Annotated in this window: 21 protein-coding genes; 7 read left to right on the top strand and 14 right to left on the bottom strand. The window is 73.8% G+C overall.

Annotated features, from left to right (window positions below):
* Nucleotides 1-169: 169 nt before the first annotated feature.
* From ACHZ99_RS03040 to ACHZ99_RS03025, 4 genes are read right to left on the bottom strand one after another with little or no spacing between them, the layout of a single operon-like run.
* A complete protein-coding gene (locus ACHZ99_RS03040) occupies nucleotides 170-1,699 on the bottom strand; it encodes an alpha-N-arabinofuranosidase (protein WP_420302728.1) in 1,530 nt (509 codons plus the stop codon).
* 49 nt (nucleotides 1,700-1,748) lie between these two features.
* Nucleotides 1,749-2,654 (bottom strand): carbohydrate ABC transporter permease, encoded by a 906-nt coding sequence (locus ACHZ99_RS03035; protein WP_420302727.1) that lies wholly within the window; start codon nucleotides 2,652-2,654, stop codon nucleotides 1,749-1,751.
* A gap of 3 nt (nucleotides 2,655-2,657) precedes the next feature.
* Nucleotides 2,658-3,593 (bottom strand): carbohydrate ABC transporter permease, encoded by a 936-nt coding sequence (locus ACHZ99_RS03030; protein ID WP_420302726.1) that lies wholly within the window; start codon nucleotides 3,591-3,593, stop codon nucleotides 2,658-2,660.
* A 41-nt stretch (nucleotides 3,594-3,634) separates the two neighbouring features.
* Nucleotides 3,635-5,005 carry an extracellular solute-binding protein gene (locus ACHZ99_RS03025; protein WP_420302725.1) on the bottom strand — a complete coding sequence of 457 codons (1,371 nt, stop codon included), beginning with the start codon at nucleotides 5,003-5,005 and terminating at the stop codon, nucleotides 3,635-3,637.
* 164 nt (nucleotides 5,006-5,169) lie between these two features.
* Between ACHZ99_RS03025 and ACHZ99_RS03020 the strand changes: the two genes are divergently transcribed.
* Nucleotides 5,170-6,198 (top strand): LacI family DNA-binding transcriptional regulator, encoded by a 1,029-nt coding sequence (locus ACHZ99_RS03020; RefSeq protein WP_420302724.1) that lies wholly within the window; start codon nucleotides 5,170-5,172, stop codon nucleotides 6,196-6,198.
* Nucleotides 6,199-6,403: 205 nt separating this feature from the next.
* Here the strand turns inward: ACHZ99_RS03020 and ACHZ99_RS03015 are convergent, their stop codons facing one another.
* From ACHZ99_RS03015 to map, 3 genes are all read right to left on the bottom strand, one after another.
* Complete coding sequence (locus ACHZ99_RS03015; RefSeq protein WP_420302723.1) at nucleotides 6,404-7,396, bottom strand: aldo/keto reductase; 993 nt, start codon at nucleotides 7,394-7,396, stop codon at nucleotides 6,404-6,406.
* 30 nt (nucleotides 7,397-7,426) lie between these two features.
* Nucleotides 7,427-8,083 (bottom strand): heme oxygenase (biliverdin-producing), encoded by a 657-nt coding sequence (locus ACHZ99_RS03010; protein WP_420302722.1) that lies wholly within the window; start codon nucleotides 8,081-8,083, stop codon nucleotides 7,427-7,429.
* 107 nt (nucleotides 8,084-8,190) lie between these two features.
* A complete protein-coding gene (gene map, locus ACHZ99_RS03005) occupies nucleotides 8,191-9,051 on the bottom strand; it encodes a type I methionyl aminopeptidase (protein WP_420302721.1) in 861 nt (286 codons plus the stop codon).
* An 88-nt stretch (nucleotides 9,052-9,139) separates the two neighbouring features.
* On the opposite strand from map, the gene ACHZ99_RS03000 reads away from it, so the two are divergent.
* The gene (locus tag ACHZ99_RS03000; RefSeq protein ID WP_420302720.1) at nucleotides 9,140-9,376 is read left to right on the top strand and encodes a hypothetical protein; all 237 of its coding nucleotides are present in this window, start codon (nucleotides 9,140-9,142) and stop codon (nucleotides 9,374-9,376) included.
* A gap of 107 nt (nucleotides 9,377-9,483) precedes the next feature.
* Here ACHZ99_RS03000 and ACHZ99_RS02995 read toward each other — a convergent pair whose 3' ends face one another.
* Both ACHZ99_RS02995 and ACHZ99_RS02990 read right to left on the bottom strand, forming a co-directional pair.
* Nucleotides 9,484-10,830 carry an MFS transporter gene (locus ACHZ99_RS02995; protein WP_420302719.1) on the bottom strand — a complete coding sequence of 449 codons (1,347 nt, stop codon included), beginning with the start codon at nucleotides 10,828-10,830 and terminating at the stop codon, nucleotides 9,484-9,486.
* 72 nt (nucleotides 10,831-10,902) lie between these two features.
* Complete coding sequence (locus tag ACHZ99_RS02990; RefSeq protein WP_420302718.1) at nucleotides 10,903-11,544, bottom strand: hypothetical protein; 642 nt, start codon at nucleotides 11,542-11,544, stop codon at nucleotides 10,903-10,905.
* A 150-nt stretch (nucleotides 11,545-11,694) separates the two neighbouring features.
* Here ACHZ99_RS02990 and ACHZ99_RS02985 point away from each other — a divergent pair, with 150 nt between their 5' ends.
* The 3 genes from ACHZ99_RS02985 (at nucleotide 11,695) to ACHZ99_RS02975 (ending at nucleotide 16,406) form a co-directional block, all read left to right on the top strand.
* Nucleotides 11,695-12,810: an RNA-guided endonuclease InsQ/TnpB family protein gene (locus ACHZ99_RS02985; protein WP_420302717.1), complete on the top strand. Its 1,116-nt coding sequence runs from the start codon at nucleotides 11,695-11,697 to the stop codon at nucleotides 12,808-12,810.
* A gap of 241 nt (nucleotides 12,811-13,051) precedes the next feature.
* Nucleotides 13,052-14,812 carry an NAD+ synthase gene (locus ACHZ99_RS02980; RefSeq protein ID WP_420302716.1) on the top strand — a complete coding sequence of 587 codons (1,761 nt, stop codon included), beginning with the start codon at nucleotides 13,052-13,054 and terminating at the stop codon, nucleotides 14,810-14,812.
* A gap of 82 nt (nucleotides 14,813-14,894) precedes the next feature.
* On the top strand, nucleotides 14,895-16,406 hold the full coding sequence (locus tag ACHZ99_RS02975; protein ID WP_420302715.1) for a pyridoxal phosphate-dependent decarboxylase family protein: 1,512 nt from the start codon (nucleotides 14,895-14,897) through the stop codon (nucleotides 16,404-16,406).
* A gap of 16 nt (nucleotides 16,407-16,422) precedes the next feature.
* Here the strand turns inward: ACHZ99_RS02975 and ACHZ99_RS02970 are convergent, their stop codons facing one another.
* Nucleotides 16,423-17,460 carry an endonuclease/exonuclease/phosphatase family protein gene (locus tag ACHZ99_RS02970; RefSeq protein ID WP_420302714.1) on the bottom strand — a complete coding sequence of 346 codons (1,038 nt, stop codon included), beginning with the start codon at nucleotides 17,458-17,460 and terminating at the stop codon, nucleotides 16,423-16,425.
* A 132-nt stretch (nucleotides 17,461-17,592) separates the two neighbouring features.
* Nucleotides 17,593-19,194 (bottom strand): MFS transporter, encoded by a 1,602-nt coding sequence (locus ACHZ99_RS02965; protein WP_420302713.1) that lies wholly within the window; start codon nucleotides 19,192-19,194, stop codon nucleotides 17,593-17,595.
* A gap of 228 nt (nucleotides 19,195-19,422) precedes the next feature.
* On the opposite strand from ACHZ99_RS02965, the gene panB reads away from it, so the two are divergent.
* Both panB and ACHZ99_RS02955 read left to right on the top strand, forming a co-directional pair.
* Nucleotides 19,423-20,313 (top strand): 3-methyl-2-oxobutanoate hydroxymethyltransferase, encoded by an 891-nt coding sequence (gene panB, locus ACHZ99_RS02960; protein ID WP_420302712.1) that lies wholly within the window; start codon nucleotides 19,423-19,425, stop codon nucleotides 20,311-20,313.
* Nucleotides 20,314-20,476: 163 nt separating this feature from the next.
* Entirely contained in the window at nucleotides 20,477-20,818 is a 342-nt protein-coding gene (locus ACHZ99_RS02955; protein ID WP_420302711.1) for a hypothetical protein, read from the top strand.
* 39 nt (nucleotides 20,819-20,857) lie between these two features.
* Here ACHZ99_RS02955 and ACHZ99_RS02950 read toward each other — a convergent pair whose 3' ends face one another.
* The 3 genes from ACHZ99_RS02950 to ACHZ99_RS02940 all read right to left on the bottom strand — a co-directional run bounded on the left by ACHZ99_RS02950 (nucleotide 20,858) and on the right by ACHZ99_RS02940 (nucleotide 23,961).
* A complete protein-coding gene (locus ACHZ99_RS02950) occupies nucleotides 20,858-21,103 on the bottom strand; it encodes a hypothetical protein (protein ID WP_420302710.1) in 246 nt (81 codons plus the stop codon).
* Between the two features lie 83 nt (nucleotides 21,104-21,186).
* The gene (gene npdG, locus ACHZ99_RS02945) at nucleotides 21,187-21,891 is read right to left on the bottom strand and encodes an NADPH-dependent F420 reductase (protein ID WP_420302709.1); all 705 of its coding nucleotides are present in this window, start codon (nucleotides 21,889-21,891) and stop codon (nucleotides 21,187-21,189) included.
* A gap of 42 nt (nucleotides 21,892-21,933) precedes the next feature.
* Complete coding sequence (locus ACHZ99_RS02940; protein WP_420302708.1) at nucleotides 21,934-23,961, bottom strand: hypothetical protein; 2,028 nt, start codon at nucleotides 23,959-23,961, stop codon at nucleotides 21,934-21,936.
* Nucleotides 23,962-24,176: the final 215 nt, after the last annotated feature.

The following is a 24,176-nucleotide window of genomic DNA, read 5'->3' as shown; positions in this document are numbered from 1 at the left end:
AACTTTAGGCCAGATTTGCGTAGAACGACCACGGTTCGTGCAAAAAGGGCCTTAGGTGTAGCGAGCTTCACACCAGGTCGGCGCCGTGTGGCTCACGACGTGAGACTCCCGAGAGGGGGCTAGGGATGTACGGAGTTTTCCGGCAGTTTCGATTGTGTGCCGCGGGTGGTCACGCACCCCGTTTCCGTAGCCGGATCACGTTCCAGGACACCGGCGGCAGTTCGGCCGCCAGCTCCCCGTCCGCGCCGATGCGGGTGGCCGACTCGGCCCGCGGCAGCACCCGCCCCGGGTCGGCCTCGGTGTTGGCCGCGTCGGGGTCGTCGTCGGCGAGGACCAGGTGTTCGAGGACCGCGTACCCGTCCGCGGCCGCCCCGCGCAGCGCGACGGACAGCCGCAGCGGCTCGTCCTGGGCCCGGTTGACGGCCAGGATCGTGAGGTCGCCGCTCTCCTCGTCGTACGTCACGACGTGGTCGAGCGCCGGGACGTCGCCGTGCCGCGGCGTCTCGACGCGCGCCGCCGCGGGGCCCGGCGCGGTGCGCAGCACCGTGCCGCGCGCGAACCGGGCGGCCTGCGCGAAGGGGTGGAAGGTGGTCTGCCGCCACGCGGGCCCGCCCGGCTCGCTGCGGATCGGGGCGATGACGTTGACCAGCTGCGCCAGGCACGCCACCGCGACCCGGTCGGCGTGCCGGAGCAGGGTGATGAGCAGGGAGCCGACGACGGCGGCGTCGGTCACGGAGTACGTGTCCTCGATCAGCCGCGGCGTCTCGGCGGTGGCCAGGTTCCGCTCGCCGGGGAAGCGGGCGGCGTACCAGACGTTCCACTCGTCGAAGGAGAGCCGGATCCGCTTGCCGGACCGCCGTACGGCACGTACGTGGTCCGCGGTGGACACCACGTCGGAGATGTACTGGTCCATGTGCGCGCCGGAGGCGAGGAAGCTCGCCCGGTCGCCGTCCAGTTCCTCGTAGTAGGCGTGCAGCGACAGGTAGTCGACCTCGTCGTAGGTCTCCTCCAGCACCTCGCGCTCCCAGGTGCCGAAGGTCGGCATCTGCGCGTGGGAGCTGCCGCAGGCGACGAGTTCGATCGACGGGTCGACCTGGTGCATGGCCTTGCCCGCCTCGGCCGCGAGGCGCCCGTACTCACGGGCCGTCTTGTGCCCGGTCTGCCAGGGGCCGTCCATCTCGTTGCCCAGGCACCACAGCCGCACGCCGTGCGGCTCCCGGACGCCGTGGCTGATCCGCAGGTCGGACCAGGCGGTGCCGCCCGGGTGGTTCACGTACTCGACGAGCGCGCGGGCGGCGTCGATGCCGCGGGTGCCGAGGTTGACGGCCATCATCGGCTCCAGATCCAGCCCGCGGGCCCAGGTCAGGAACTCGTTCGTGCCCACCTGGTTGGTCTCCACCGACCGCCAGGCGAGGTCGAGGCGGCGCGGCCGGTCGGCGGCCGGCCCGACGCCGTCCTCCCAGTGGTAGCCGGAGACGAAGTTGCCGCCGGGGTAGCGGACCAGGCCGGTGCCCAGCTCCCGGACCAGGTCGGCGACGTCGCCGCGGAAGCCGGCGGGGTCGGCGGTGGGGTGGCCGGGCTCGTGGATCCCGGTGTAGACGCAGCGGCCCATGTGCTCGACGAACGTTCCGTACAGGCGCGGGTCCACCTCGCCGATGACGAACTCGGGGTCGACGGTGAACCTGGCGGTGTGCGGCATGCGGTGCCTTTCTCGGGGGGTGTGCGGTGGTGCTCGGGCGGTGCCGGGGCTACTTCAGGCCCGTACCGGCGATGCCCTCGACGATGCGGCGCTGGAAGAGCGCGAAGACGACGAGCAGCGGGATGGCGCCCAGCACGGCGGAGGCCATCAGCTGGGCGTACGGGATGCCGAAGGCGTCCTGGACGGAGTTGAGGCCGACCGGCAGCGTCATCATCTCCGGGTCGGTGACCACCAGCAGCGGCCACAGGAAGTTGTTCCACACCTGCACGAAGACGAAGATCGTCACGGCCGACACGGCGGGCCGGGACACCGGCATCACGATCTGCCAGTACGTGCGCAGCCAGCCGGCTCCGTCGGCGCGGGCGGCCTCGATCAGCTCCCTGGGGATGCCGTCGAAGAACTGCTTGAAGACGAAGACGGCGACGACGTTCGGCACCTGCGGCAGGACCACGCCCCAGTACGTGTTGAGCAGGCCGACCTCCTGGAGCGCGAGGAACTGCGGGATCATCAGCACCTGCATCGGGATCATGATCCCGGCGAGCAGCAGCAGGAACACCCCGCGGCGGAAGCGGAAGCGCACCTGGGAGAGCCCGAAGGCGGCGAGCGAGGCGGTGACGACGGTGAGCACCGTGGTCAGCAGGGAGACGATGAAGCTGTTGGCGTACCAGTAGGGCAGCTTGCCCTTGTCGAAGAGGTCCGTGTACGCCGCGAACGTCGGGTCGGAGGAGAACCAGGACGTCGGGTCGACGGCTATCTCGTCCGCCGGCCGGAGGGATATCGCCGTCGCGAACAGCAGCGGCACCAGCCACAGCAGGGCGAAGGCGATCAGGACGCCGAGCGCGACGCGGTTGAAGAGCTTCTCGGCGTCGTAGCCGCGCCGGGGCGCGGGGGCGGCGGCCGCGCGGGCGGGCGCGCCGGCGGTGGCGGCGGCGGGGCTTTCCTTGGTGTGGGCCATGGCTCAGCTCTCCTTCTCTGCCCGGCGGACGAGGAAGAACCAGACCAGGGAGATCAGCAGGATGACGAGGAAGAGGAAGAGGGAGACGACCGAGGCGTAGCCGGTGCGGCCGTCGGTGAAGCCGGTGTCGACGATGTACTGGAGCGTCGGCCGGGTGGAGCCGTCGGGGCCGCCGCCGGTCATCATGTAGATCTGGTCGAAGACCTTCAGCGAGGCGACGATCTGGAGCACGGTGACGAGGGTCGTGGTCCGCCCGAGCATGGGGATGACGACGTGCCGGATGCGCTGCCAGGGGCCGGCGCCGTCGATCGCGGCGGCCTCGTGCACGTCGCGGGGGATCTCCTGGAGGCCGGCGAGGTAGAGCACGAAGTTGAAGCCGACGGTCCACCAGACGGTGACGCCGGCCATCGACCACATCGCCCAGCTCGGGTCGCCCAGCCAGGACGGCGGGGCGTCGACGCCGAGGGCCTTCAGCCAGTCCTGCGCGAGGCCGGTCTGGTCGGCGAGCACGCCCCACATGAAGATCAGCGAGACGGACGCGGACGGGATCACGTACGGCGCGAAGAAGGCGAAGCGGAAGAACCACCGGCCGCGGACGAACCGGTCGGCGAGGATCGCGAGGGCCAGCGCCAGCAGCACCAGCGGGATCGTGGTGAGCACGGTGAACCACAGGGTGTGCTTCAGCGTGCGCCAGAACTCGGGGTCGTTCAGCACGTCCGCGTAGTTGGTGAGGCCGACCCAGCTGCCGAAGCCGTCGCGCAGCAGGCTGCCGTTGAAGAAGCCCGCCACGAAGGTGTAGATCAGCGGGCCGACCAGGAAGACGACGAAGAAGAACGCGAACGGCGCGATCAGGGCCGGGCCCGCGAGCCGGCCGCGCACGGTACCGGCGGCGCGGGTGCGGTCGGGGGTGAGGGCGCCGGTACCGGCTGTACTCGCCACGGGGATGCCTTTCGGTTGCGGGGGCGGGTCGGCGGCGGGGCTCAGATCGGGGACTCGACGTCCGCGAGCGTGCGCAGCTCGTCGCGGATGCGTTCGGCGGCGGCCCGCGGCCGCTGCCGGCCGGTGAGCGCGGCGGTGACCGCGTCGCCCACGTTGATCTGCAGGTTGCTGCCCGCGCCGCCGTACCAGGCGACGGGGTCGTAGGCGGCGCCCTCGGCGGCCTCGGTGTAGTGGGACTGGGGTGTCAGTTCGCGGTACGCGGCCGAGCGCTGGGTCGGCAGCCAGGCGGGGATGTGGCCGCCCTCGGCCCACAGCTTGCTGGAGCCCAGCAGCGAGGCGGCGAACTCCAGCGACATGTCGAGGCGGTCGTCGTCCTGCCGCGGCTGCCGGGGCACGACCAGGGCGTGGCTGTCGGCGAAGCAGGCGTACGGGGCGTCGGAGAAGACCCGCGGCAGCGGCCGCATGTCGAACTTCACCCCGGAGTCCAGCACGGCGATGATCTGCCAGACGCCGTCCATCAGGAACCCGGCCTTGCCGGTGGTGAGCATCGTGATGGCGGCCTGCCCGTCGACGCCGGTGGGGATGAGCTTCTCCTCGCCGAGGCGCCGGATGTACGCGAGCGCCTCCTCGGCGGCGCCGAGGTCGACGGTCACGGTGGCGCCGGCGTCGGCGACCAGCGGGCGGCCGCCGAGCTGGGTGTAGAAGGAGAGGAAGAGGCGGAACTGGGTGGCCGAGTCCTTGATGGAGGCGACCGAGCCGCCGAAGGCGCCGGTGACCTCCTTCGCGGCGCGCAGCGCGTCGGCGAACTTGTCGGCGCCGTCGATGTCGGCGAGTTCGCCGCCGTCGAGGAGACCGGCCTTCTCGGCGATGTCGGTGCGGAAGTACAGGGCGAAGGGGTGGGTGTCGAGGGGGACGCCGTAGAGCCGGTCGTCGACGTGGGACTTGCGCCACGGCTTGGCGTCGAACTTGTCCGGGGTCATGCCCTGCCGGCCGAGGGCGGCGGCGGGCAGCTCGGTGAGCAGCCCGGCCCGGGCGAGCACCGGCAGCTTCGACAGGTGCGCGATGGCGACGTGCGGGGGGCGGTCGCCGACGGTGGCGAGGCTGAGCTTGGTGTAGTACGGGTTGCCCCAGACGAAGGTGGTGGCCTTCAGGGAGTTCCCGGGGTGCGCCTTCTCGTACTCCTCCTGCATGGCGACCATGCGGGCGCCGTCGCCGCCGGTGAAGGGGTTCCAGAAGTTGAGCCGGTCCGCGGGGGGTTCGCCGCCGGTGAAGCCCTGGGCGATGGTCGAGCCGCAGCCGCTGAGCGCCGCGGTGGCGGCGGCGCCGGCGGCGAGGCCGGCGGTGCCGCGCAGCAGGGCGCGGCGGGTGGGGGCGGGCGCGGCCCGATCGGGGGAGGTGAGGCGTCGGAGCATGGCGGATGTCCCTTTCCGCGGCGAACTTGTACAACGTTGTAATCCGTTCTTGGTGCAACGTTGTATATCCCCGTGCGCACCACGTCAACAGGCTGCGCAGGAAGGCGTAAGGTGTGGCCGCAGCCAGAACCGCGGCGGAACCGCGGAGGAATCGGGAGGAAGCCGTGTCCGGGGCCCGCCTCAAGGACGTCGCAGAACGCGCCGGTGTCTCGATCAAGACCGTCTCGAACGTCGTCCGCGGCGCCCCGCGCGTCGCCGGGCCCACCCGCGCACGCGTCCTCGCCGCCATCGACGAGCTCGGCTACCGCCCCCACGCCTCCGCCCGCCACCTGCGCACCGGCCGCAGCGGCGTCATCGCGCTGGCCGTCCCCGAACTCGTCGCGCCCTACTTCGCGGAGCTGGCCACCTGCGTGATCGCCGCCGCCAAGGAGAGCGGGCAGACCGTCCTCGTCGAGGTCACCGACGGCGACCCGGCCGAGGAGCTGCGCATCGCCTGCGGGCTGAGCGACCCGCTCATCGACGGCGTGCTCCTCAGCCCCCTCGGCCTGGACCAGGCGGCGCTGGCCGCCCGCGAACGCCGCGTCCCGCTGGTGCTGCTCGGCGAGCGCGACTACGAGGTCGCCGCCGACCACGTGCTCATCGACAACGTCGCCGCCGCCCGCGACGCCACCCGGCACCTCCTCGGCCTCGGCCGCCGCCGCATCGGCGTCGTCGGCTGGCAGCACGGCGAACTCCCCACCGCCACCGCCCAGCAGCGCATGCAGGGCCACCGCGAGGCGCTGGCCGAGGCCGGGCTCGCGTACGACCCGGCGCTGGCGCCCGCCGTGGGCGCGTACACCCGCGCGGGCGGCGCGGCGGCGATGCGCGAGCTGCGCGCGCTGCCGGAGCCGCCGGACGCGGTGTTCTGCTTCACCGACATGCTGGCGTCGGGCGCGATGCGCGTCGCGCACGACGAGGGGCTGGCGATCCCGGCGGACCTGGCGGTCGTCGGCTTCGACGACATCCAGGAGGCGCGGTACATGGTGCCGTCGCTGACCAGCGTCTCGCCGGACAAGCCGGAGCTGGCGCGGCTGGCGGTGAAGGCGCTGCTGGCGCGGATAGAGGGCCCGGCGGAGGCGCCGCCGACGACGCTGCTGGCGGGGTACGACCTGGTGCAGCGCGAGTCGACGGAGCTCTCGCCGAGCGGGCCATAGCGGGGCGCGGTGCTCTCGCCGAGCGGGCCTGGGCGGGCGGCGGGCTGTTCGGAGGGGGCGGGTTGGGGCGCGGTGTTCGCCGGGCGGGTCGTGGTGAGGTTGGCGGGTTGTCCGGGGCGTGCGGGTCGGGGTGCGCCGCTCGCCGGGGCGCACCGTGACTGGCGGCCCGTCGTTCCCCGGCGCATCGCCCGCCCGCCGCGCCGGGCTACGTCAGCAGCCGCTCGATCTCCGTCACCTGCTCGGCCGTCAGCGGGCCCGCCTCCAGCGCGCCCGCGTTCTGGGCCGCCTGCGCCACTGTGCGGAAGCCCGGGATCGGGACCGTGTGCGGGCTGCGGGCCCAGATCCACGCCAGCGCGCCCTGCGCCAGGGTGCGGCCGCCGGAGGTGAGGACCTCGCGGATCGCCTCGATGCGCGGCAGCCACCCCGGCGCCACCCGCCCGTCCGCGCCGAAGTACGCCAGCCACGCCGGCGGCGCCGAGCGGATGTCGCCCGCGCCGAGGCGCGAGCCCGTGTCGTACGCGCCGGAGAGCAGCCCCATCGCCAGCGGGCTGCGGTTGACGCTGGCCAGCCCGGACCGCGCGCACAGCGCCAGCATCTCCGGGGCGTCCTCCAGCACGTTGAGCCGGTGCTGCACCGCCGCGCAGTGCGGGCCCTCGGCGAAGACCGCCGCGCGCTCCGGGTCGTCGGTGCTCCAGGCGTACGCGCGGATCAGGCCCTCGCGCACGAAGTCCTCGCACGTCTCGCGCAGCGCCGCCGCGGCCTCGGGCTCGGCGTCGGCGATGTGCAGCTGGTAGAGGTCGACGCGGTCGGTGTCCAGGCGGCGCAGCGAGGCGGTCAGCGCGCGGCGCGCGTAGCCGGGGGTCAGGTCGCGGGGGAGCAGGGTCCGGCGGCCGGCGTCGAAGGTGTTGCCCCACTTGGTAGCGATGACGACGTCGTCCCGGCGGCCCGCGAGCGCGCGGCCGAGGACGGTCTCGCTGTGGCCGGTGCCGTAGACGTCGGCGGTGTCGAAGAACGTGACGCCGCCGTCGAGGGCGCGGCGCACGGCCCGTACCGACTCCTCGTCGTCCACCTTTCCCCAGCCCAGCGGGTTGCCGTCGGCGTCCCACCACTCGCCGCCGATCGCCCAGCAGCCGAAGCCGAGGGCGCTGACCTCGATGCCCGTACGTCCCAGAGTCCGCTTGTCCATGGTCACCAACATGCACCCTGGAGCGGGCTCCAGCGCAAGGGGTCAGGCGGTCAGCGGGTCCGGCGTCTCCAGGGCGTGGAACAGCGCGGTGTTGAGCGTGAACGCCCGCCGGCACTCCTCGACCACGCGCCGCTTCTCCAGGTCGTCGACCGGCAGTTCGTCCAGCAGCCGGCGGTAGGCGCGCTTGTACGCGGCCGGGTTGGGCACGCCCTCGAAGACGTAGAAGCGGACGCCGTCGCCCTTGCGCTCGAAGCCCCAGGTCTTCTCGGCCGTGCCGCGGATGATCTGGCCGCCGGAGAGGTCGCCGAGGTAGCGGGTGTAGTGGTGGGCGACGTAGCCGGCGGGCCAGTCGCGGGCGCAGTCCGCGATCCGCTCCGCGTACGCCTCCGTGGCCGCCAGCGGCGCGGCGGCGGCGCGCCAGCCGGGGCCGCCGTGGAGGAAGTCGAGGTCGCGCTCCAGCTCGGGCACGCGGGCCAGCTCCGGCTGGACGAAGGGGCCGGCGACCGGGTCGGCGGCGAGGGCGCCCCAGCCGTCCTCCAGTGCGCGGTAGACGAACCACAGCTGTTCGGTGTAGCGCCGGTAGGCCGCGATGCCCAGGGTGCCGCCCAGCATCTCGCTCATGAAGGCGGACTGCTCGGCCTCGGTGTGCTGGTCGTGGGATTCGGTACGCAGCTGGGCAGAGAACGGCGTCGCGTCCAAGGCTGGCCTCCGGGCACGGCAGGGGCGGTGGGCGTGACGATTCTCTTTGGTTAGGCTTACCTAAGTCAATAGGTTCCCGACGCCGCGTCGGTATCATCCGCGTGCGCCTACGGCAGCGTCAGCACCTCGGCACCGGAGTCCGTCACCACCAGCGTGTGCTCGAACTGCGCCGTGCGGCTGCGGTCCCTGGTGACCACCGTCCAGCCGTCGTCCCACTTGTCGTACTCGTACGTCCCCAGCGTCAGCATCGGCTCGATGGTGAACGTCATCCCCGTCCGCATCACCGTGGTGGCGCGCGGGTCGTCGAAGTGCGGGATGATCAGGCCGGAGTGGAAGGCGGTGTGGACGCCGTGGCCGGTGAAGTCCCGCACGACGCCGTAGCCGAAGCGCTTCGCGTACGACTGGATGACCCGCCCGATGACGTTGACCTGCCGGCCCGGCCGGACCGCCCGGATCGCCCGGTCCAGCGCCTCGCGGGTGCGCTCGACCAGCAGCCGGGAGGCGTCGTCGACGTCGCCGACGAGGTACGTGGCGTTGGTGTCGCCGTGCACGCCGCCGGTGAAGGCGGTGACGTCCAGGTTCACGATGTCGCCGTCGCGCAGCACCGTGGAGTCCGGGATGCCGTGGCAGATCACCTCGTTGACCGAGGAGCACAGCGACTTGGGAAAGCCGCGGTAGCCGAGGGTCGAGGGGTACGCGCCGTGGTCGCACAGGTACTCGTGCGCCACCCGGTCCAGCTCGTCCGTCGTCACCCCGGGCGCGATGCGCTCCGCCGCGGCGGCCAGCGCCCGCGCGGCGATCCGGCCCGCGGTGCGCATCCGCTCGACGGTCTCCTCGTCCTGCACTTCGGGACCGGTGTAGGGGGTGGGCGCCTTCTTCCCGACGTACTCGGGGCGGGGGATGGCGGCGGGGACGGTGCGGCGCGGGGAGAGGGTACCGGGAGCGAGCAGCGAGGACTGGCTGGACATGGTCCGAGTCTAACGGCGGCGGACGACGGCGGATCAGGCACGATGGGCGGCGGCAGAAGGTGCGTGGACAGCGCGGGTGAGGAGTGGGATGGCCCTGTTCAAGCGGAAGACGGCGGGTAAGCCGGGCGAGTGGTACTACTGCCTGGAGCACAGGCGGGTCGAGGAGGGGCCGCAGTGCCGGGCGGCGAACCGCCTCGGGCCGTACACGACGCCGGAGGAGGCGGCGCGGGCGATCGAGACCGCGCAGGCCCGGAACGAGGAGTGGGACGAGGACGACGCCCGGTGGCACGAGGACGGGGAGGGCGGGGACGCGCAGGGCCGCTGAAGCGGTGCGGCGGTACGGGGCGGCAGGCCCCGGGCGCCGGGGCGTGCCTTGCCCCTCCGGGCGGTGGAGGGCCGCGGGTGCGGCTCCGGGCGGTGGTCAGGCGGTGGTCAGGTCGCCGGGTCCTGCGCCGCCGCCTTCCCCGCCGCCGCGGCGGCGCGGCGCTCCCGTTCCCGTATCGCGTGCTCGTTCGTGCGCGCGTCGTACGTCATCAGCTTCGGCAGGCACGCCGCCAGCAGCACCACCGCCCCCGCGCACAGCACCCCGCCCGACCAGAACGACGTCCGCACGCTTGTCAGCGCCGCCATCCCGCCGGAGCGGAACTGGCCGGCCACCGGGCCGACCGAGTACGACAGCAGCTCGATGCCCGCAAGCCGGCCGCGCAGCTCGTCGGGGATCGTCTGGTTCCACATCGCCGCCCGGAACACCCCGCTGACCATGTCGAACGCGCCCGCCACCGTCAGCAGGGCCAGCACCGCCCACGCGCTCGGCATCACCCCCGCCGCCGCGATCGCCAGCCCCCACCCGGTCGCCGCCAGCATCACCGCCCGGCCGTGCCGGTGCACCCGCCGGGTCCACCCGCTCGTCAGGCTCACCAGCAGCGAACCGGCGGGCAGCGCCGCGTACATCAGCCCCAGCGCCCACGGCGCGTCCAGGTCGTCGGCGAGGAACGGGAACAGCGCCAGCGGGAAGGCGAAGAACATCGCCGACAGGTCGATGGCGTACGTGCCCAGCAGCTCCTTGCGGCTCCAGGCGTACCGCGCGCCCTCCGCGATGGCGCGCAGGCTGGGCGAGACCGCCTCGTGGGCGGCGGGGGAGGGGCTGAGCAGGAGCGCCAGCCCGACGGACACGGCGAAGGTCCCGGCGTCCAGCGCGTACGCCCAGGGCAGGCCGGCGTACGCCACGATGAACCCGGCGAGCGCGGGGCCGGCGATGCCGCCGATCTGCCAGCGCAGGGCGTTGAGCGCGGCGGCGGCGGGCAGGTGCTCGTGCGGCACGATGCGCGGGACGATCGAGTCCAGGGCGGGGCGCTGGATGCCGGTCAGGGCGCTGGTGAGGGCGGCGACGACGTACAGCGGCCAGAGCATGGGGTCCGGCAGGAGGCTGTTGACCAGCAGCACGGCGCAGGCGAGGCCGAGGCCCGCCTCGCTGTAGAGGATGAGCTTCCGCTTGTCCACGGCGTCGGCGAGGGCGCCGCCGTAGAGGCCGAAGACGATGAGCGGGACCAGCTCCACCGTGCCGATCGCGCCGACCGCCAACGCGGAGCCGGTCAGCTCCTTCACCTGGACGGGCAGGGCGACGAAGGTCAGGAAGCTGCCGAAGGAGGTGATGAGGCCGGCGACCCACATGAGGCGGAAGTCGCGGGAGGCGTGCCAGGGGGCGAGGTCGGGGAGGAGGTCGCGGTAGGCGCGGCGCGCCGCGGGTGCGTGGGTGGGGGCCGGGGAGTCGTCGGTCACGAGCGGCTATGGTCCGGCGGGCGGCCGGAGCGCCGCAACGGAATTACGGCCCGGGGCGCCGCGCGGGGCGGGTTACCAGCGTGCCGGGGGAGGGGACGAGAGCACCTCGGCGAGACGGGTGAGGCGGGCCCGGAGGCCGGTGCGGGCGGAGGCGGCGGGGGTGGGGGCCGGCGCGCCGTTCTCGCCGGCGGCGGCGCTGACCAGGTGCTGAACGGTCTCCATGTCGATGCCGTCGCCCTCGCCCTCGCCGCCGCTGTCGCTGCCGCCGGGCACCGTGAGCAGCTCGTGGGCCAGCCCCGGCAGCTCGGCGGAGCCGCCGTCCAGCGCGAGGACCGCCGCCCCGGCGCGGCGGGCGTCGCCGACGCGCTCCAGCAGCGCGTCGCCGGGGTCGCCGGGGGCGACGACGAGGAGGGTCTCGCCGCGCCCGGCGGCCTCCAGCCGCCCGAGCCCGACGCCGAGGTGGGCGGGTCCCGCGGGCGGCACCCGGTGGCGTACGAGGGTGGGGGAGAGGGCCCGCAGCCCGGACCAGGCGGCCTCGTCGTCGAGGTGGGCGGCGAGATGCCACGGCTCGTACGCCTCGGTGCCCACGAGCAGCAGCCCCCCGCCCTGCGCCTCGACGGCCCCCCGCAGCGCCCCGGCGAACCGCCGCGCGGCACCCGGCCACTCGGTCCCGGCCAGCACTTCCCGCAGCAGCGCCACACGCACGGCATCCATGGGCGGGATGCTGCCGAACGCCCGGGCGCCGCGCAGGAAAACCCGACGCCCTCACCACATCGTGGCTACGCCCCCTCCTTCAGGGCGGGGATAGGCCGGTACCGGCCCGTGCTTGGAATTCTGACACGATCATGAGCTATCGTGTCAGCCATGCCTCAGGCGATCAAACGGGCGTACAAGTACCGCTTCTACCCGACCAGCGAGCAGGCGGCGCTGTTGCACCGCACGTTCGGCTGTGTCCGGTACGTCTGGAACAAGGCTCTGGCCGAGCGGTCGCGCCGGTACAAGGACGAAGGAAAGTCCACCACCTACGTGGACACCGCGAAGTGGCTCACCGCCTGGAAGCAGGAAGAGGGCTCGGCATTTCTTCGCGAGGTGTCCAACGTCCCGCTCCAGCAGGCACTACGCGCTCAGCAGGCTGCCTTCAGCAACTTCTTCGGCAGGCGGGCCCGGTACCCGCGCTTCAAGAGCAAGAAGAAGTCCCGGAAGTCGGCAGCCTTCGCGAACAACGCTTTCACCTTCAAGGGCGGCCAACTCAAGTTGGCCAAGACCAGCGAACCTCTGGCCATCGTGTGGCACCGACCTCTCCCGGAGGGCACGGAGCCGTCCACGGTCACGGTCTCCTGCGATGCTGCGGGACGCTGGTTCGTCTCCCTGCTTGTGGAGGAGACCGTCGCACCCCACCCGGCGACGGACATGGCTGTCGGTATCGATGCGGGCCTGACGCACCTGGTCACGCTCTCCACCGGGGAGAAGATCGCCAGTCCGCGTCACGAACGAGCTGACCGGCGGAAGCTGGCCAAGGCCCAGCGTGCCCTGGGCCGCAAGGCCAAGGGATCGAACAACCGGGCCAAAGCCCGCACGGCCATGGCCCGTGTCCATGCGCGGATCGCCGACCGGCGACGCGACCACCTGCACAAGCTCACCACTCGACTCGTGCGCGAAAACCAAACGCTCGTGATCGAGGATCTGACCGTGCGCAACATGATGAACAACCACAGCCTCGCCCGCGCCATCTCCGATGCCGCATGGCGAGAGCTGCGAAGCATGCTGGAGTACAAGACCGCCTGGTACGGGCGCAGCCTGCTGGTCGTGGACCGCTGGTACCCGAGTTCGAAGCTGTGTTCCACGAAGGGGTGCAGTCACGTCAACGAGAAGCTGCCGCTCAACGTGCGGTCGTGGGCGTGCCCGAGTTGCGGAACCGTCCACGACCGCGACGTGAACGCGGCGAAGAACATCAAGGCCGTCGGGCTGGCGGACTTGTAAAACGCCTGCGGAGGGACGGTAAGACCGGCCTCGGAGCCTTCCGGGGAGGCGCGGCCCGATGAACCAGGAACCTCAATCCCGCGAGGGAATGAAGCCCCTCCCTTCGGGGAGGGGGGAAGTCACGATGTTGATCTCCATGCGCTGCGCCATGCCATGGCTGCCGCCGTCCTCAGCGACGTACAGGTTCCCGCCCGCCCGGCCCCCGCACGGCATCGCGTCAGACGGACGATAAACTGGCCGCGTGCCTCAACTACGTCTCGCGCTGAACCAGATCGACGCCACCGTCGGCGACCTCGCCGGCAACGCGGATGCCGTCGTCCGCCGGACCCGGCACGCGGCCGACCGCGGCGCGCACTTCGTGGCCTTCCCCGAGATGGTGCTCACCGGCTACCCGGTCGAGGACCTCGCCCTGCGCTCGTCCTTCGTCGAGGCGTCCCGCGCCGCGCTGCGCGCGCTCGCCGGGCGGCTGGCCGACGAGGGCCTGGGCGGCACCCCCGTCCTCGTCGGCTACCTGGACCGCAGCGAGGAGCGCCACCGCTACGGGCTGCCCGCCGGCTCCCCCGAGGACGCGGCCGCCGTGCTGCACGGCGGCGAGGTGGTCCTCACCTTCGCCAAGCACCACCTGCCCAACTACGGCGTCTTCGACGAGTTCCGCTACTTCGTCCCCGGCGACACCATGCCCGTCGTCCGCGTCGCCGGCGTCGACATCGCGCTGGCCATCTGCGAGGACCTGTGGCAGGACGGCGGCCGGGTGCCCGCCGCGCGCCGCGCCGGCGCCGGCCTCCTCGTCACCGTCAACGCCTCCCCGTACGAGCTGAACAAGGACGACACCCGCCTGGAGCTGGTCCGCAAGCGCGCCCAGGAGGCCGGCTGCACGACGGCGTACGTCGCGATGACCGGCGGCCAGGACGAGCTGGTCTACGACGGCGACTCGATCGTCGTCGACGAGCGCGGCGAGGTCGTCGCCCGCGCCGCGCAGTTCACCGAGGAGTGCCTGCTCGTCGACCTCGACCTGCCCGCCGCGGCCGCCGAGCCGCCGTCCGGCACCGCCGGCCTCGCCGATGAGGGTCTGCGCGTCGAGCACGTGACGTTGTCGGCGGAGCCCGTCGCGCCGTACCCGCGGCGGTACGCGGGGACCGTCGCCGAGCGCCTGAGCGACGAGGAGGAGATGTACACCGCGCTGGTCACCGGGCTGCGCGCGTACGTCGGGAAGAACGGCTTCGACTCCGTCCTCGTCGGCCTCTCCGGCGGCATCGACTCCTCCCTCGTCGCCGCCGTCGCCTGCGACGCGCTCGGCGCGGCGCACGTGTACGGCATCTCCATGCCCTCGCGCTACTCCTCCCAGCACTCCCGCGACGACGCCGCCGAGCTCGCCCGCCGCACCGGGCTGCACCTGCGCAGCGTCCCCATCGGCCCGATGTTCGACGCCTACATGGCCTCCCTGGGGCTGACCGGCCTGGCCGAGGAGAACCTCCAGTCCCGGCTGCGCGGCACCCTGCTCATGGCCGTCTCCAACCAGGACGGCCCGCTCGTGCTGGCCCCCGGCAACAAGAGCGAGCTGGCCGTGGGCTACTCCACGCTCTACGGCGACTCGGTCGGCGCGTACGGCCCGATCAAGGACGTCTACAAGTCGGCCGTCTTCCGGCTGGCGAAGTGGCGCAACGCGGTAGCCGCCGAGCGCGGCGAGATCCCGCCGATCCCGGAGAACTCCGTCACCAAGCCGCCCAGCGCCGAGCTGCGCCCCGACCAGCTCGACACCGACTCGCTGCCGGACTACGCCGTGCTCGACGCGATCCTGGAGCTGTACGTCGACCGCGACCGCGGCAGCGCGGAGATCGTCGCCCAGGGGTACGAGCCGGAGCTGGTGGAGCGGGTGCTGCGGATGGTCGACACGGCGGAGTACAAGCGCCGCCAGTACCCGCCGGGCACGAAGATCTCCCCGAAGGGCTTCGGCAAGGACCGCCGGCTGCCGATCACCAACCGCTGGCGCGAGCGGGCGTAGCGGCCGGCGCCGCCTTTGGTCCGGTGGTCCGCGCCGCCTTTGGCCCTGGCGGGCGGGCGGCGGGGCACCCAGGGTGGGTGCCATGGCGGAGGGTGTTGCGGAGAGGGCCGACGGGTCCGACGCGCCCGGCGGGTCCGACGCGCTCGGCGGGCTCGACGGGCCGGGGCCGCTGGACGTGGGCGCCGAGGCGGGGGCGGGGCTGCTCGCCGAGGCCGTCGGGCTGGTCGTACGGCACGCGGAGGCGGTGGCCGAGGGGCCGGTGGCGCCCGCGGAGCCGGGCACGGACCGGATCCGGGAGTGGCTGGCCGGCCACGACTTCGCGGCGCCGCGCCCGGCCGGTGAGCTGCTGGCGGAGGTGACCGCCGCGCTGCGGCGCTGGGGGGTGCACGCCACGCACCCGCGCTACCTGGGGCTGTTCGTGCCCACGCCCACCTGGTCGGGAGTCGCCGGCGAGCTGGTCGCCGCCGGGGTCAACCCGCAGCTCGCGGCGTACGGACACGCCCCGGCCGCCGTCGAGATCGAACGGCACGTGCTGCGCTTCCTCGCCGCGCGCCTGGGCCTGCCGCCGGACGCGGACGGCAGCTTCACCACCGGCGGCGCCGAGGCCAACCTCACCGCCGTCGTCGTCGCCCTGACCCGCCGCTTCCCCGGCTACCCGGACGACGGGCTGACCGCCCTGCCGGGGCAGCCGGTCCTCTACGCCTCGGCCGAGAGCCACCTCGCCTGGCTGAAGATCGCGCACACCACCGGGCTCGGCCGGCGCGCCGTGCGGCTCGTGCCGGTCGACGCCGCGGGCCGGCTGGACGTCGCGCGGCTGCGCGCGCTGCACGACGCGGACGTCGCCGCCGGGCGGCTGCCGTTCCTGCTCGTCGGCACCGCGGGCACCACCGGCGGCGGGGCCGTGGACCCGCTGCCGGAGCTGGCGCGGCTCGCCGCCGGGTGGGGGCTGCACTTCCACGTGGACGCGGCCTGGGCCGGCGCGCTGGCGCTCTCCGACCGGCTGCGCCCGCTGCTCGCCGGGGTGGAACGGGCCGACAGCGTCACCGTCGACGCGCACAAGTGGCTCTCCGCCCCCATGGGCGCCGGCGTCTTCCTCACCCCGCACCCCGCCGCGCTGGCCGACAGCTTCCGGGTGGCCACCGCCTACATGCCCCCGGACAGCGCCGCGGCCCCGGACCCGTACCGGAGCGGCGTGCAGTGGTCCCGCAGGTTCGCCGGGCTGAAGGTGTTCCTGGCGCTGGCCGCGGCCGGCCGGGACGGCTTCGCCCGGCAGCTGGAACGCGACACCGAGCTGGGCGGCCTGCTCGCCCGCCGGCTGGCCGCGGGCGGCTGGCGGCGCGTCAACGACACCGCGCTGCCGGTGGTGTGCGTCGCCGACCCCGGCGCCGAGGCGCGGGGCGCCGAGCGCAGCGGCGCGTGGCACGCCGCGGTCGTCGCGCACGTCGTACGCGGCGGGCGGGCCTGGATCAGCACCGTACGGCTCGACGGCCGCCCCGCGATCCGGCTGTGCGTCACCAGCCACCGCACCCGCGCCGCCGACATCGACACCGCGGTGGCCGCGCTCGACGAGGCCCGCGCGGCCACGCCGTACTGACCGCCCGGAGGCGCGGTCACAGGTCCACCGAGGCCCGTACCGGGCGGTGGTCGCTGCCCGTCTCGCCCAGCACCTCGGAGCTGACCGGCTCCACGCCGCGCAGCAGGATCTGGTCGATCCGCGCCATCGGGAAGCCGGCCGGCCAGCTGAAGCCGAAGCCGTTGCCCGCCGCGCCCTGCGCGGAGCGCATCTGCGAGGTGACGTTCGCCAGCGCCCGGTCGTTCATGGTGCCGTTGAGGTCGCCGAGCAGGAGCACGCGCTCGGCCGGCTCGGCCTTGATGGCCTCGCCGAGGGCGTGGGCGCTGGCGTCGCGGCGGTTGGCGGTGAACCCGGCGTCGGCCTTCACCCGCACGGACGGCAGGTGGGCGGTGTAGAGCACGAGCGGGCCGCGGTCGGTGGTGACGGTGGTGCGCAGCGCCCGGGTCCAGCCCATGCGGAGGTCCACGGGCCGGGTGTCGGACAGCGGGTACTTGCTCCACACCCCGACGGTCCCCGCCACCTCGTGATACGGGTACGCCGCCGCGAGGCCGTCCTCGTACGCCGCCCTGTTGTCCCGGGTGACCTCCTGGAGGGCGAGCACGTCGGCGCCGGACTCCACCAGCTTGCGGGCGGTGCCGGTGGCGTCGGTGTTCTCCTCGGCGACGTTGTGGCTGACGACGGTCAGGTCGCCGCCGCCCGACGTCTTGTCGGTGATCAGCCCGCCGAAGAGGTTGAACCAGACGAACGCCGGCAGCACCAGCGCGCACATCGCGGTCAGCGACCGCCGCCACAGCGCGCACACCAGCAGCACCGGGACGGCCAGCCCGAACCACGGCAGGAACGTCTCGACCAGGCTGCCCAGGTTGCCGACCCGGTTGGGGATCGCCGAGTGGCCCAGCATCACGAAGCCGGTCAGCAGCGCCAGCACGGCGATCACCAGGCCGCGGCGCCAGGTGCCCGGGCCCAGGCCCTCGCGGAGGCGGCGGCGCCAGTACACCGCGCGTGACTCCGCGGGGCCGGCCGTGTCCGCGGCCGCGGTGTCCCGGCCGCTCTCCGCCATGTCCACGTGCGTCATGCGCTGTTCCTCACGTCACTGCCCTTGCCGGTCCGCCCCCGTCACCCCTTATCCGACGAGCGGGACGGTGCCGCGAGTTGCGGATGGGCCGGGCCGGAAGGTCACCGTAGCGAAACGGGGACATTTCCCCGGTCAGGTGAACGTACGCCGTCGGCGCGGGCCCGCCGCCTGTTTCGGCCTCGCCGCCGCGTCCTCCCCGCCCCGCGCCGGTTCCGTCCCGCCCCGGTCCTTCGCCGGCAGGAACGCCGCGGCCACCGCCGCGCCCAGCAGCGCCGCTCCCGCCGCCGCCAGCGAGGTCACGTGCATCGCCGTGACGAACGCGCCGTCCGCGTGCGTCATCAGCTCCTTCCCGGCGGGCCCGGCGCGCTCCGCGAAGGTGCGGGTGGCCTCGATCGACTCGCCCGCCTCGTGCGGCGCACCGGCCGGCAGCTCCAGCCGGCCGCGGTAGACCGACGACATCAGCGAGCCGAGCACGGCGACCCCGAGCGCGCCGCCGACCTGCCGGAAGGTGTTGTTGACCGCGGAGCCGGACCCGGCCTTCTCGCGCGGCAGCGACTGCATGATCGAGACGGTGGCGGGCGGCATGACGTGCGCCATGGCCGTGCCCATGAGGAAGAACAGCACTTCCAGCACCCAGATCGGCGACGACTCGTCCAGCAGCAGGAAGCCGGTGAAGGAGGCGGCGATGACCAGCATCGCCACCGTGCACACCGCCCGGGCGCCGAACCGGTCGACGACCAGCCGGGACCGCGGCGCGAAGATCAGCTGGGCGACGGCCAGCGGCAGCAGGAGCAGCCCGGACTCCAGCGGCGAGAAGCCGCGCACGCTCTGGATGTAGAAGACCATGAAGAACGTCACGCCCATGAGCGCGAAGAACACCAGCCCGATCACGGCGACCGCGGCCGAGAACGCCGGGTTACGGAACCACCGCATGTCGAGCGCCGGGTGCCGGCTGCGGGCCTCGGACACGACGAAGAGCCCGAGGACGACCACGCCGCCGAGGATCGTGCTCCAGACCCCGGGCGCGGTGAAGTCGGCGAGCTGGCCGCCGCGGACCACGCCGTAGACGATCAGCACCAGGCCGGCGATGGACAGCAGCACGCCGGTGGGGTCGACCCGGCCGGGGGCCGGGTCCTTGGAGTCGGGCACCAGCAGCACCATGCCGACCAGCGCGATGGCGATCACCGGCACGTTGACCAGGAAGACCGAGCCCCACCAGAAGTGCTCCAGCAGCAGCCCGCCGGTGATCGGCCCGATGGCGATGGCCAGGCCCACCGAGCCGGCCCAGATGCCGATGGCCTTCGGCTGCTCGTCGCGCTCGAAGACGTTCACGATGATCGCCAGCGTGGCGGGCATGACGAACGCGCCGCCCACGCCCATCAGCGAGCGGAAGGCGATCAGCTCGGCCGGGCTGCCGGAGAACGCGGCGAGCACCGAGCCCACGCCGAAGACGACCATGCCGGACAGCAGCACCCGCTTGCGCCCCACCCGGTCGCCGACGACGCCCGCGGTGAACAGCAGGCCCGCGAAGGCCAGGGTGTACGCGTCGATGGCCCACTCCAGCTCGCTCTGGCTGGCGCCCAGCCCGGTGGGCGGCGGGGTGGCGATGGTCTTCATCGCGACGTTGAGGATGGAGTTGTCGAGGACGACGACGATCAGGCTGAAGACGAGTACGCCGAGGATGAGCCAGCGACGGCGGTGGACGGCCGGCGCCACGTGGTTCGCGGTGTCCATGATGTCCACGCTAACGCCGGTTCCGGGACCCCGCCGTTTTGTCTCCCCAAGGCCCGGCAAAGCCGCGGTCAAGGGGCAAACAGCAGGTCAAGAGCCTGCCGCGGGCGGGCGTGCGACCTTCCGCACACGTGCCGGGGCGGGGGTGTCGTTCGCCCGGGGGACGTGCCAGCATGGAAGTGGTCCGGGGACGCCGTCAGGGCGCCTCGAGATGACGAAGGAGCGTTTGCGATGACGCACGTTTCGCATGCCCGCAAGCCGTCCGGCGGCGCCGGCGCCACCCCCGCGCTGTACGGCGGGGACGGCGGGGCCGGAAGCAACCGGGTTCGCCGGGTGACGGTCCGGGACCTCGCCGCCGCCAAGGAGCGCGGCGAGAAGTGGCCCATGCTGACCGCGTATGACTCGACCACCGCCGGCATCTTCGACGAGGCCGGGATCCCCGTGCTGCTGGTCGGCGACTCCATGGGCAACGTCCACCTCGGCTACGACACCACCGTGCCGGTGACGCTGGACGAGATGACCATGCTCTCCGCCGCCGTGGTCCGCGGCACGCGGCGCGCGCTGGTCGTCGGCGACCTGCCGTTCGGCTCGTACCAGGAGGGCCCGGTCCAGGCGCTCCGCTCGGCGACGCGGCTGGTCAAGGACGCCGGCGTGGGCGCGGTGAAGCTGGAGGGCGGCGAGCGGTCGCTGGCCCAGACCGAGCTGCTGGTGGAGTCCGGCATCCCGGTGATGTCCCACCTCGGCCTCACCCCGCAGTCCGTCAACGCCATGGGCTACCGGGTCCAGGGCCGCTCCGACGAGGACGCCCACCGGCTGGTGCGCGACGCGAAGGCCGCGCAGGAGGCGGGCGCGTTCGCGGTGGTGCTGGAGCTGGTGCCGGCGGAGCTGGCGGCCGAGGTGACCCGCTCGTTGCAGATCCCGACGATCGGCATCGGCGCCGGGCCGGACACCGACGCGCAGGTGCTCGTCTGGACCGACATGGCGGGGCTCACCGGCGGGAAGCTGCCGCGCTTCGTCAAGCAGTACGCGCGGCTGCGGGAGACCCTCGGCGACGCCGCCCGGGCCTTCGCGGAGGACGTCGGCGGGGCCGCGTTCCCGGCGGAGGAGCACACCTTCCACTGACGCGGCGGCGGGACGGCGGGCTCCCCGGGCGCGAGGATGATGCGCCGATGCGGTGATCTTATTAACTGCATGCGGGTGCCCGCCGTCGTGCCGACGCGGCGCGGGCGGGGGCCGCGCGGACGCTGACGGGAAGACGCCGGCCCCGTGGAGAGGAACCCCGCCCATGTCCCCCGGACAGCCCGGACAGCCCGCACACCCCGGCCGCAGCCTGCTGCTCACCGGCCTCGCCGCGCCGCTGCTCTGGGCGGCCGTCGCCGCCCCCGCCGCGGCGCTCCAGCCGCCCGCCGCGGCGCAGGCCGCCGCCCACGTCCCCGTACAGCAGGACGCGCCGCACGCGACCGGCGACGGCAAGAACCCCGGCCGCGCCCCCGCGATGGGCTCCCCGGGATCCCCCGCCGTGCGCGGCGACGACGCCTGGCCGGCGGTCGCCGCGAGCGGCGTCTTCGCGGTCTCGCTGGGCGCGGCGGTGTACTTCTTCGGCTGGGGCCGCCGCCGTACGGCCTGAGCCCCCGGCTCCCGGCCCCGGCCCGGGCCCGGCCGCGGGCTAGCCCTCCGCCGGGCCCTGCCCGGCGGCGCGGGCCAGGCGCGCGCGGCGTACGTAGAACCAGGTCATGTTCGACGAGAGCCCGGCCAGCAGCACCCAGACCGCCCCGATCCAGTAGCCCTGGGCGAACGACACCACCGCCGCGGCGACCGACAGCACGCACACGACGGCGGTGAAGACGGCGAGCCTGCTCGGCTCGGCGCGGGCGGGCGTGCGCGGGGACGGCGCGGACGGCTCGGACGGCATGGGGGCGGGCTCCTCGGGGGGTACGGCGGGCGGATCCATTGTGCCTCCACGCCGGGGCCGCCCCGCACCGCCCCCGCGCGTTCTCAGACGTCCGTGAGCCGCACCCCGGCGTGCGCGCGGTAGCGCCGGTTGACCGAGATCAGGTTCGCCACCAGCGACTCCACCTGGTGCGCGTTGCGCAGCCGGCCCGCGTACACGCCGCGCATCCCCGGGACCAGCCCGGCCAGCGCCTGCACGACGTCCGTGTCCTCGCGGGACTCGCCCAGCACCATCACGTCCGTCTCGATCCGCTCCACCTCCGGGTCCCGCAGCAGCACCGCCGACAGGTGGTGGAACGCCGCCGTGACCCGCGACTCGGGCAGCAGCGCCGCCGCCTGCTCGGCCGCGCTGCCCTCGGCGGGGCGGATCGGGTACGCGCCCTTCTTGTCGAAGCCCAGCGGGTTCACGCAGTCGACGACCAGCTTGCCCGCCAGCTCGTCGCGCAGCGAGCGCACCGTCGCCTCGTGCCCGTCCCACGGCACCGCGACGATCACCACGTCGCTGCGCCGCGCGCACTCCGCGTTGCCGGCGCCCTCGACGCCGCTCCCCAGCTCGGCCGCCGTCGCCTCGGCCCGCTCCGCCTTGCGGGAGCCGACGACGACCCGCTGCCCGGCCCGCGCCAGCCGCCAGGCCAGCCCCCGGCCCTGGTCGCCGGTGCCGCCGAGCACGCCGACGACGAGGCCGGAGACGTCGGGCAGCTCCCACGGGTCCCTGCGGGCGGGCGGGGTGTTCTGCGCACTCGAAGTCATGGGCCGATCGTACGGGGGCCGCGGGCGCTCATCGCCCGCGGCTCACCCCGCGGGCGCGGCCGTGCAGGGCGCGCCGCCGCAGACGTCGACGATCCGGCCGGTGTCCAGGAACTCGACCATCTGCCGCTGCGCGGCCGGAGAGCTGCGCGGGTCACCGTGCGGGTCGCGGCCCCCGGCGGGCGGGGTGTTGGAGAGCGGCTGGTACGGGCTGCCGCTGTCCCAGACGACGATCCCGGAACCGGCGTAGGGGTGGCGCAGCTCCGGTATCCCCCAGTACGGCGCCACGTCGGGGTTGCGGCCGTCGGCCACCGCCGGGGAGTGGATCCGGGCGCCGACCGTGCGCGCCTGCACCTCGGCGGCGGTGGGGGAGACCTGGTGGTCGCCGTACGCGACGTGCATGAGCACCCGGTGGCGCGGTGTGCCCGGCAGCGGGTCGGACGTCATGTGGTGGGCGTAGCCGTTGGCCTCGCCGCGGTCCCAGAGCATCTGCATGAGCGCGAAGCCGAGTTGCTGCGTGAGCTTGTCGGGGTAGGCCCGGTCGAGGATCTGCTGGAACGGCGCGAAGGCGACGCTGCGGTTGAGCAGCGTGCTGTAGTTCATCGCCGGGACGCCCAGCACGGCGCGGGTGCTGTCCTGCGCCACCGCGGTGTACATGCCGCCCATGATCCCGCCCTGGCTGTGGCCGACGTAGCCGAGCCGGGCCCGGACGTCGACGGCCGGGGCGCCGCCCGCGCCGCGGAAGGCGTCGTTCGCGGCGAGCCCGTCCGGGTGGCGCATCAGGCGGCCGAGCCAGAGGGTGTTCAGGACGCCCTGCTGCAACCGGTCGGCGACCGCCGGGAAGCGGCCGAGGTCCTGGAGCGTGGCCGCGATGAAGGGGATGTCCTCGTCCGCCATGCCCTGCCACTTCGTGGCGCACATGACGAAGTTGCCGCGGGCCGCCAGCTCGCGCTGCGTACCGGAGCCGACCTGGGTCTCGTTGCCGAGGAGCCCGTGGCCGTAGAGCACCGGCCGGCCGGCGTCGCCGCTGCCGTCGAGGGCGGCGCGCGGGACCTCGCACTGGAACGGGACCACCTGCTTGTTGCCGGGCAGCCGGGCGGGCAGCGCGTCCTTGCCGTCGCCGTCGCGGTGGAAGCCGGAGCCGGGCGGGCCGCCGGGGGCGTCGAGGTAGCTGGGCACGTTGTAGACGCCGCGGACGGTGCGGGCTATCGGGTCGTCCGCCGGGTGGTCCTTCACCTCGTACACGAGATGCTCGGGGACGCCCTTGCCGAGGCGGGCGAAGGAGTCGTCGCGGATGTGCAGCATGCGCTCGCTCAGGCCGCGCTCGCTGGCGACGGTGAAGTCCCAGGCCAGGTACAGGCCGCGGGCGGAGACGCCGGCGCGGGCCAGGTCGCGGCGCACCTGGCGGTGGTCGCGCTGGCGCTCGTGGAGCGGGTCGTGGCCGCGCAGGGGGCGGCCGTCGACGCGGCGGAAGGAGGCGGGGGCGGGGATGGCGCGGCCGTCGCCGTCCCTGAGGCCGCGCAGCGCGACGACGTAGCGGTGGCCCTCTTCGAGGTTGCGCGCGGGGCGGACGATGAGCGCCTGCCGGGCCGGGTCGGTGGCGTTGGCGTCCAGCTCCGCCCAGTACGGGTGGCGCTCGCCGGTGTCGGCGTCGAGGAGCACGATCGGGGCGTCGCGGTCGAGGGAGGCGCCGATGTCGGTGAGCGGCGCGGCGCCGGTCTCGCCGAGGTCGAGGCCGGGCACGTGGGCGAGGATCATCGAGCCGGGGGAGAAGCCGTCGGCGCGGTTCCACTCGGCGGGGTCGATGCGGGTGCCGGCGGCGTTGGCGGGCATGGCGGACGGCTCGAAGGCGACCCGGCGGCCGGTGCCGGTCCGGCGGTCGCGCTCGGTGTACCAGTCGTTGGGGAACGGCAGCAGGCAGTCCGCGGGCGCGATGGGGTCGCAGCCGCCGCGTTCGGGTCCGCCGCGGGCCGGCTGTCCGGTACGGGACGGCTCCCCGGCGAGCGCGGTGGGGGCGAGGAGACCGAGCGTGAGCGCCGCGACGGTGGTCAGGACCGTGAGCCGAGCGCGCACAGGGGCCTCCAACGGGTGGTTACCGAACAGTTAACCGAGGTACTTAGTCACAGCCGCGGGCGGTGTCAACAGCCGGGACTTCAGCGATTACGCATCCGGTTCTCACCTGATGCTCAGGCGGGCGGCCGACATTGGGTGCCATGAACGCGCTTGTGCCCGTCTGCCCGCACTGCGGCCGCGTGCGCTGCATCTGCCCGCCGTACGCCCCGCGATGT

Origin of the sequence: Streptomyces sp. MAR4 CNX-425 (assembly GCF_048656465.1) — a bacterium.
Taxonomy (GTDB): Bacteria; Actinomycetota; Actinomycetes; order Streptomycetales; family Streptomycetaceae; genus Streptomyces.
The sequence above is the reverse complement of the archived record's forward strand: the minus strand, read 5'-3'. Positions and strand labels throughout refer to the sequence as shown.

What these genes read in the sequence shown, in the direction of transcription:
- ACHZ99_RS03040 (WP_420302728.1), bottom strand. Translation starts at nt 1,699, where the DNA reads ATGCCGCACACCGCCAGGTTCACCGTCGACCCCGAGTTCGTCATCGGC.
- ACHZ99_RS03035 (WP_420302727.1), bottom strand. Translation starts at nt 2,654, where the DNA reads ATGGCCCACACCAAGGAAAGCCCCGCCGCCGCCACCGCCGGCGCGCCC.
- ACHZ99_RS03025 (WP_420302725.1), bottom strand. Translation starts at nt 5,005, where the DNA reads ATGCTCCGACGCCTCACCTCCCCCGATCGGGCCGCGCCCGCCCCCACC.
- ACHZ99_RS03015 (WP_420302723.1), bottom strand. Translation starts at nt 7,396, where the DNA reads ATGTTGGTGACCATGGACAAGCGGACTCTGGGACGTACGGGCATCGAG.
- map (WP_420302721.1), bottom strand. Translation starts at nt 9,051, where the DNA reads ATGTCCAGCCAGTCCTCGCTGCTCGCTCCCGGTACCCTCTCCCCGCGC.
- ACHZ99_RS03000 (WP_420302720.1), top strand. Translation starts at nt 9,140, where the DNA reads ATGGCCCTGTTCAAGCGGAAGACGGCGGGTAAGCCGGGCGAGTGGTAC.
- ACHZ99_RS02990 (WP_420302718.1), bottom strand. Translation starts at nt 11,544, where the DNA reads ATGGATGCCGTGCGTGTGGCGCTGCTGCGGGAAGTGCTGGCCGGGACC.
- ACHZ99_RS02985 (WP_420302717.1), top strand. Translation starts at nt 11,695, where the DNA reads ATGCCTCAGGCGATCAAACGGGCGTACAAGTACCGCTTCTACCCGACC.
- ACHZ99_RS02975 (WP_420302715.1), top strand. Translation starts at nt 14,895, where the DNA reads ATGGCGGAGGGTGTTGCGGAGAGGGCCGACGGGTCCGACGCGCCCGGC.
- ACHZ99_RS02970 (WP_420302714.1), bottom strand. Translation starts at nt 17,460, where the DNA reads ATGACGCACGTGGACATGGCGGAGAGCGGCCGGGACACCGCGGCCGCG.
- ACHZ99_RS02965 (WP_420302713.1), bottom strand. Translation starts at nt 19,194, where the DNA reads ATGGACACCGCGAACCACGTGGCGCCGGCCGTCCACCGCCGTCGCTGG.
- panB (WP_420302712.1), top strand. Translation starts at nt 19,423, where the DNA reads ATGACGCACGTTTCGCATGCCCGCAAGCCGTCCGGCGGCGCCGGCGCC.
- ACHZ99_RS02955 (WP_420302711.1), top strand. Translation starts at nt 20,477, where the DNA reads ATGTCCCCCGGACAGCCCGGACAGCCCGCACACCCCGGCCGCAGCCTG.
- ACHZ99_RS02950 (WP_420302710.1), bottom strand. Translation starts at nt 21,103, where the DNA reads ATGCCGTCCGAGCCGTCCGCGCCGTCCCCGCGCACGCCCGCCCGCGCC.
- npdG (WP_420302709.1), bottom strand. Translation starts at nt 21,891, where the DNA reads ATGACTTCGAGTGCGCAGAACACCCCGCCCGCCCGCAGGGACCCGTGG.